The sequence below is a fragment of the Halomonas sp. Cn5-12 genome (assembly GCF_021532545.1).
GTDB lineage: Bacteria > Pseudomonadota > Gammaproteobacteria > Pseudomonadales > Halomonadaceae > Vreelandella > Vreelandella aquamarina.
This window is the reverse complement of the sequence record NZ_JAKGAY010000010.1, coordinates 85,866-92,862: the sequence shown is the minus strand read 5'-3', so window position 1 is coordinate 92,862 and position 6,997 is coordinate 85,866. Positions and strand designations below refer to the sequence as shown.

At 52.6% G+C, this 6,997-nt stretch carries 7 protein-coding genes; 4 read left to right on the top strand and 3 right to left on the bottom strand.

Annotated elements, in window-relative coordinates:
• On the bottom strand, window positions 1–244 hold a 244-nt coding region (locus L1249_RS08085), incomplete at its 3' end, for a transposase (RefSeq protein ID WP_235253490.1).
• 365 nt (window positions 245–609) lie between these two features.
• Here L1249_RS08085 and L1249_RS08080 point away from each other — a divergent pair.
• From L1249_RS08080 to L1249_RS08065, 4 genes are all read left to right on the top strand, one after another.
• On the top strand, window positions 610–2,178 hold the full coding sequence (locus tag L1249_RS08080) for an ATP-binding protein (RefSeq protein WP_172416537.1): 1,569 nt from the start codon (window positions 610–612) through the stop codon (window positions 2,176–2,178).
• A gap of 161 nt (window positions 2,179–2,339) precedes the next feature.
• Window positions 2,340–3,902 carry an ATP-binding protein gene (locus L1249_RS08075; RefSeq protein WP_172416538.1) on the top strand — a complete coding sequence of 521 codons (1,563 nt, stop codon included), beginning with the start codon at window positions 2,340–2,342 and terminating at the stop codon, window positions 3,900–3,902.
• Between the two features lie 162 nt (window positions 3,903–4,064).
• Complete coding sequence (locus L1249_RS08070) at window positions 4,065–5,627, top strand: ATP-binding protein (RefSeq protein WP_172416539.1); 1,563 nt, start codon at window positions 4,065–4,067, stop codon at window positions 5,625–5,627.
• Entirely contained in the window at window positions 5,608–6,099 is a 492-nt protein-coding gene (locus L1249_RS08065) for a hypothetical protein (protein WP_228168770.1), read from the top strand. The genes L1249_RS08070 and L1249_RS08065 overlap by 20 nt, the downstream gene beginning before the upstream one ends.
• Here the strand turns inward: L1249_RS08065 and L1249_RS08060 are convergent.
• Window positions 6,096–6,695 carry a hypothetical protein gene (locus tag L1249_RS08060; protein WP_228168769.1) on the bottom strand — a complete coding sequence of 200 codons (600 nt, stop codon included), beginning with the start codon at window positions 6,693–6,695 and terminating at the stop codon, window positions 6,096–6,098. The genes L1249_RS08065 and L1249_RS08060 overlap by 4 nt on opposite strands.
• Before the next feature lie 101 nt (window positions 6,696–6,796).
• Window positions 6,797–6,994: a hypothetical protein gene (locus L1249_RS08055; protein WP_228168772.1), complete on the bottom strand. Its 198-nt coding sequence runs from the start codon at window positions 6,992–6,994 to the stop codon at window positions 6,797–6,799.
• Window positions 6,995–6,997 lie beyond the last annotated feature (3 nt).

The window sequence follows — 6,997 nt, the reverse complement described above, 5'->3', positions numbered from 1 at the left end:
TTGCCTCGGCTAGTTGGCGCTTCAAGCGGGCGTTTTCTTCTGCCAACGACCGCTCTCGCTCGGATGTGTCTTGCTGCAGCTGTGCTTTAGATCGCCACTGATAGAGCTGACTCGCGTGTATTCCCAGCTCACGCGCCGCTGCTGCAACGCCAATGCGATCCGCAAGCGCTAAGGCTTCTTGCCGGTAGGCATCTGAGTAACGGGTATATGATTTTTTCTTCATTGATGTTGTCGATCTTGCCATGGTTCACCTCATCGTAACGTATGACGTTCTTGAGGTGTCCACCGTTACTGGGCAGGATCAGCGGCGTGATCGAGGCGCTGGAAGACAACCTGGTCGACCTCCGCAATCCGCTACGCGTCCGCCACTCACCGGCCACTCGCGCTGAAGAAGCCGATCCTGATAAGCGATGCCACCAGTCAGTACCTCCAGACCGCTCGATCAGCACCCTCGTGAATGAGGCGGGATATACCGTTGCGAGGAGTGCATCGGTGGTTACGGAACTGATCACGCGATTAATTTTGAATAGGCACTTAAGCACGAACTAACCCGCACTTCCGAATGCTAGACTACCCATAGTTTGCACAGCGCCACCCTTGGAGGACAGCATGCCAGCTACTCATCGCCGTAAACTGCCCATCGGGATTCAGACCTTTTCCGATATTCGCGAAGGCGGCTACTACTATGTCGATAAAACACCGTTCATTGAGAAGCTGGCCAACCAAAATAAATACTACTTCCTCTCTCGCCCGCGCCGGTTTGGCAAAAGCCTATTGCTGGATACGTTAGGCTGCCTGTTTGAAGGCCGCCAAGCACTGTTTGAAGGCCTATATATTTACGATAAGTGGGACTGGCAGCAGCGTCACCCCGTGGTGCGCTTAAGCTTTGGGAGCGGGGTGATGCAAACACGTCAGGAATTGGACGTACGTATCCGCGACCAGTTGCGCACCGAACGTGAGCGGCTTGGACTAACGCTCACCTACGATACCGATATCGCCGGTGAGTTTGAGCAGCTTATTCGCCAAGCCCACTCGCACTATGGCCAACGTGTGGTAGTGCTAATCGATGAGTATGACAAACCCATTCTGGACAATATCCTAGACGGCGATAGGGCGCGTGAACTGCGCGAGGGGCTTAAAAATCTCTACAGCGTGCTGAAAGATGCCGACCCCCATTTGCACTTCGTGCTGCTCACCGGCGTCTCCAAGTTCAGCAAGGTCAGCCTGTTTTCAGGGTTAAATAACCTCAACGACATTACGCTAGACGCCCCTTACGCGGCTATTTGCGGCTATACCAATCACGATGTGGATACGGTATTTGCGCCAGAACTACCGGGGCTTGACCGTGAAGAAATCCGCCGCTGGTACAACGGCTACCGCTGGGGCGGGCAAGACGTTCCTAGTGTTTATAACCCGTTTGACGTATTGCTGCTGTTACAAAAACGCGAATTTGGGCCTTACTGGTTTGAGAGCGCCACGCCCACCTTTTTAATTGACCTGTTAAAACAACGCGGAGTGTTTACACCACAACTTAATACGCTCCAAGCAAAGGCGCAGTTGCTAGGCCGTTTTGATGTGGATGACATCGCCACCGAGGCGCTACTGTTCCAGACGGGTTATATTACGATTCAAGACGTGCAAGAGCCCATGACCGGCTACCGGCTTTACTCGCTCGGCTTTCCTAACCGAGAAGTAGAAAGTAGCCTGAACGAATTTCTACTTCCCGTGCTGGGCATCCAGAACAGTGAAGCGCAAACCTATCAATTGGCACTTTTTAACGTGCTTCTGAAACAGAATCTGACAGGCTTAGAAACTCACCTCAAAGCGCTCTATGCCGGCTTACCCCACGACTGGTACCGAAACAATCCTATCGCCCAATATGAAGGCCACTACGCAAGCGTTTTTTACAGCCACTTTGCAGCGCTGGGTGTCGATGTGACGGTGGAAGACGCCAGCCACCACGGCAAAGTGGATATGAGCGTCGATTTTAACGGCCATATCTACCTGTTTGAATTCAAAGTGGTCGAACAGCAACCGGAAGGTAAAGCGCTAGAGCAGATTAAAGCTAAAGGCTATGCCGACAAACACCGCGCCAGCGGCAAGCCGATCCACTTGGTGGGCGTTGAGTTTTCAAGCGTTCAACGGCAGATAGTCGCGTTTGACGTGGAGACGCTTTAAGTTAGGTTTAGCCAGCAATGAAAGAGTGGTACAACTTGTGTATTTAGACAGGAGTACCATGGCGCCAATCGCACCATGCAAGCCCGCTAAGCACGAACTACCCCGCACTTCCGCATGCTAGACTACCCATCGTTTGCACAGCGCCATCCTTGGAGGACAGCATGCCAGCTACTCATCGCCGTAAACTGCCCATCGGGATTCAGACCTTTTCCGATATTCGCGAAGGCGGCTACTACTATGTCGATAAAACACCGTTCATTGAGAAGCTGGCCAACCAAAATAAATACTACTTCCTCTCTCGCCCACGCCGGTTTGGCAAAAGCCTATTGCTGGATACGTTAGGCTGCCTGTTTGAAGGCCGCCAAGCACTGTTTGAAGGCCTATATATTCACGATAAGTGGGACTGGCAGCAGCGTTATCCCGTGGTGCGTTTAAGCTTTGGGAGCGGGGTGATGCAAACACGTCAGGAATTGGACGTACGTATCCGCGACCAGTTGCGCATCGAACGTGAGCGGCTTGGACTAACGCTAACCTATGATACCGATATTGCCGGTGAGTTAGCGCACCTACTTCGTCAAGCTCACACGCACGCCGGTCAACGCGTTGTCGTGCTGATTGACGAATACGACAAACCGATTTTGGATAACCTGCTTAACCCTGCATTAGCCCGCGAGCTGCGTGAAGGGCTTAAAAATCTCTATAGTGTGCTGAAGGATGCCGACCCCCATTTGCATTTCGTGCTGCTCACTGGGGTCTCCAAGTTCAGCAAAGTCAGCCTGTTTTCAGGGTTAAATAACCTCAACGACATTACGCTAGATACACCATATGCGGATATTTGCGGCTATACCGACCACGATATTGATACCATATTTGCCCCCGAGCTTTCCGGCCTTGACCGCGACGAGATCCGCCGCTGGTACAACGGCTACCGCTGGGGTGGGCAGGATGTGCCCAGCGTATACAACCCTTTTGACGTATTGCTGTTACTACAAAAACGTATTTTTAGCCCCTACTGGTTTGAGAGCGCGACTCCTACGTTTCTGGTCGATGTACTGACGCAACGCGGCGTGTTTACGCCCGCACTCAGCCAACTACAGACGGAAGCAGAGCTACTGGGGCGCTTCGATGTTGACCATATCGCCACGGAAGCGCTGCTATTCCAAACGGGTTACCTAACGGTACACGCCACCGAAGAACCCATGACAGGCTACCGCCTTTACACACTGGGTTACCCAAACCGCGAAGTAGAAACCAGCCTTAACCAAGCGCTTTTGCCACTACTAGGCCTTCAAGAACCACCCCGGGAACGACTAACGCTGTTCCGCCTGCTACAGGCTCATGATCTCGCGGGCCTAGGCATCCACCTCAAAGCACTGTATGCCGGTTTACCCCACGACTGGTACCGAAACAATCCTATTGCCCAGTACGAAGGCCACTATGCCAGCGTGTTCTACAGCCATTTCGCTGCGCTAGGTGTAAAGGTAACGGTGGAAGATGCTAGCCACCATGGCAAAGTCGATATGAGCGTCGACTTTAACGGCCATATCTACCTGTTTGAATTCAAAGTGGTTGAACAGCTACCCGAAGGTAAAGCGCTAGAGCAGATTAAAGCCAAAGGCTACGCCGACAAACACCGCGCCAGCGGCAAGCCGATCCACTTGGTGGGCGTTGAGTTTTCAAGCGTTCAACGGCAGATAGTCGCGTTTGACGTGGAGACGCTTTAAGTTAGGTTTAGCCAGCAATAAAAGAGTGGTACAACATGTGTATTTAGACAGGAGTATCCATGGCGCTAATCGCACCATGCAAGCCCGCTAAGCACGAACTACCCCGCACTTCCGCATGCTAGACTACCCATCGTTTGCACAGCGCCACCCTTGGAGGACAGCATGCCAGCTACTCATCGCCGTAAACTGCCCATCGGGATTCAGACCTTTTCCGATATTCGCGAAGGCGGCTACTACTATGTCGATAAAACACCGTTCATTGAGAAGCTGGCCAACCAAAATAAATACTACTTCCTCTCTCGCCCGCGCCGGTTTGGCAAAAGCCTATTGCTGGATACGTTAGGCTGCCTGTTTGAAGGCCGCCAAGCACTGTTTGAAGGCCTATATATTTACGATAAGTGGGACTGGCAGCAGCGTTACCCCGTGGTGCGTTTAAGCTTTGGGAGCGGGGTGATGCAAACACGTCAGGAATTGGACGTACGTATCCGCGACCAGTTGCGCACCGAACGTGAGCGGCTTGGACTAACGCTCACCTACGATACCGATATCGCCGGTGAGTTTGAGCAGCTTATTCGCCAAGCCCACTCGCACTATGGCCAACGTGTGGTAGTGCTAATCGATGAGTATGACAAACCCATTCTGGACAATATCCTAGACGGCGATAGGGCGCGTGAACTGCGCGAGGGGCTAAAAAACCTCTATAGCGTGCTGAAAGATGCCGACCCCCATTTGCACTTCGTGCTGCTCACCGGCGTCTCCAAGTTCAGCAAAGTCAGCCTGTTTTCGGGGTTGAATAACCTACGCGATATCACGCTTTCAACAGACTATGCGGCCGTTTGTGGCTATACCGACCATGATGTAGATACAGTGTTTGCCCCCGAGCTTCCCGGCCTTGACCGTAACGAGATTCGCCGCTGGTACAACGGCTACCGCTGGGGTGGGCCAGAAGTTCCCAGTGTTTATAACCCCTTTGATGTGCTGCTATTGCTCGAAGAGCGTCACTTCAGCCCTTACTGGTTTGAGAGCGCCACCCCTACGTTCCTGGTGGATATACTGACACAACGCGGTGTGTTTACGCCTGCGTTGAGCCAGCTGCAAACAGAGGCAGAATTACTGGGGCGCTTTGATGTTGACCATATCGCTACAGAAGCGCTGCTATTCCAAACGGGTTACCTAACGGTACACGCCACCGAAGAACCCATGACAGGCTACCGCCTTTACACACTGGGTTACCCGAACCGCGAAGTAGAAACCAGCCTTAACCAAGCGCTTTTGCCACTGCTAGGCCTTCAAGAACCACCGCGAGAACGGCTAACGCTGTTTCGTCTGCTACAGGCGAACGATCTCGCGGGCTTAGGCCTCCATCTCAAAGCGCTCTATGCCGGTTTACCCCACGACTGGTACCGAAACAATCCTATCGCCCAATATGAAGGCCACTACGCAAGCGTTTTTTACAGCCACTTTGCAGCGCTGGGTGTCGATGTGACGGTGGAAGACGCCAGCCACCACGGCAAAGTGGATATGAGCGTCGACTTTAACGGTCATATCTACCTGTTTGAATTCAAAGTGGTCGAGCAGCTACCCGAAGGTAAAGCGCTAGAGCAGATCAAAGCCAAAAGCTACGCCGACAAACACCGCGCCAGCGGCAAGCCGATCCACTTGGTGGGCGTTGAGTTTTCAAGCGTTCAACGGCAGATAGTCGCGTTTGACGTGGAGACGCTTTAAGTTAGGTGTAGCCAGCGATGAAGAGCTGGGATTACGCCCAACACCGCTGAGCGGCGTGTTCAGTATTGAAAAGGCGTCTGCCGACAGGAAAGGGCTGCAGCAAGCCGTTGATCGCATTGTTGCCATCATACAAGCCTCTCCTGATAAAGAGCGGATCGATAACATTATCACCCGCTGGCTCAAACGATATCTTCAGCGGCTAGGAGCCAAGGCAAACCTAGACCAGCTCACAAGCTTGATGGAGGACAAAGACATGTTGGCAGAAAATCTTGAAAACTGGGCGCAGCAAGAACGGCAAGCGGGCATTGAAAAAGGCACAAAGCTAGGCATTGAACAGGGCACAAAGCTAGGCATCGAAAAAACTGCGCGCAACCTACTGAAGCTTGGCGTACTGAATAACGATCAGATTGCCGAGGCAACCGGGTTGGATCTAGAAGACATTGCCAAGCTGCAAACAGAGCTACAGCGCTAAACCCTCGCCCGCCCTTGAATCACCGCATTAAAGCCTGCCGGGGTAATCGGCTGCTGTTCGGCATCGACCACCGTGCCCCCTAAGCGCGCCAGCTTTTTAGAGAGCGATACCAACTTCGCTAGCTGGAGCTTGCTAGGCGTTAGCGTGCGGCTGTTTTTAACAATTTTAATGCTCACCCCTTTGACTGGCGGTTGGCTCGCTGGTGATTCGGTTAAGGGGGGAAGCTGACCAGCGCCTACGGCATTTTCGATGACGATCGGCGTGCGCGAGGAATCCTCTGTCACGGCAAAGGTTTTGCTGCGCTGTTCGTATACCGCATCCAGGGATGACAGCGTTACGCCCAAGCGATCATTCAGCGCAGGTGAGGGCGCTTCAAACAGCACTTGCACCTCCCAAGCGGCGCTCTGTTGATTGAGTAACACCGGTGCTGACTGGGGAGAGAGTGAACCATTGGAAACGACAGCTGCCCCCTGGGCAACAGGCACGCCACCCGCCCTTCCACGTACCAGAAATAGATATAGTGCTACACACCCACAAGTAAAACTTAGCCAAAGCGCACCAATCGCCACCACCAATACAAGCGTTTGCGTGTCCATTACCTTTATCTCATGCTGTTAGCCAAACAAAGCTTTATTTTTATGCATGAAACATTAGCCTAGGACAGAAAATTTGCAAGCTAACTATCTGTTACATTATGTCACTCTGTGTTGAGCATCCCCATTGTATGCTCGCGCTGCTGCTTGATAGCGCTGTCCAAAATATCCAACAGTGCCTGGTAATCTTCTGGCATGGAAGCATCCAGCCCGTGTTGCTCTACCCGCGCTATCGTTGCCTGGGTTTCACGAATCAGCGTTTGTAACGCGAGCGCTACTTGTTCATGCTCCTCGGGCTGCATACT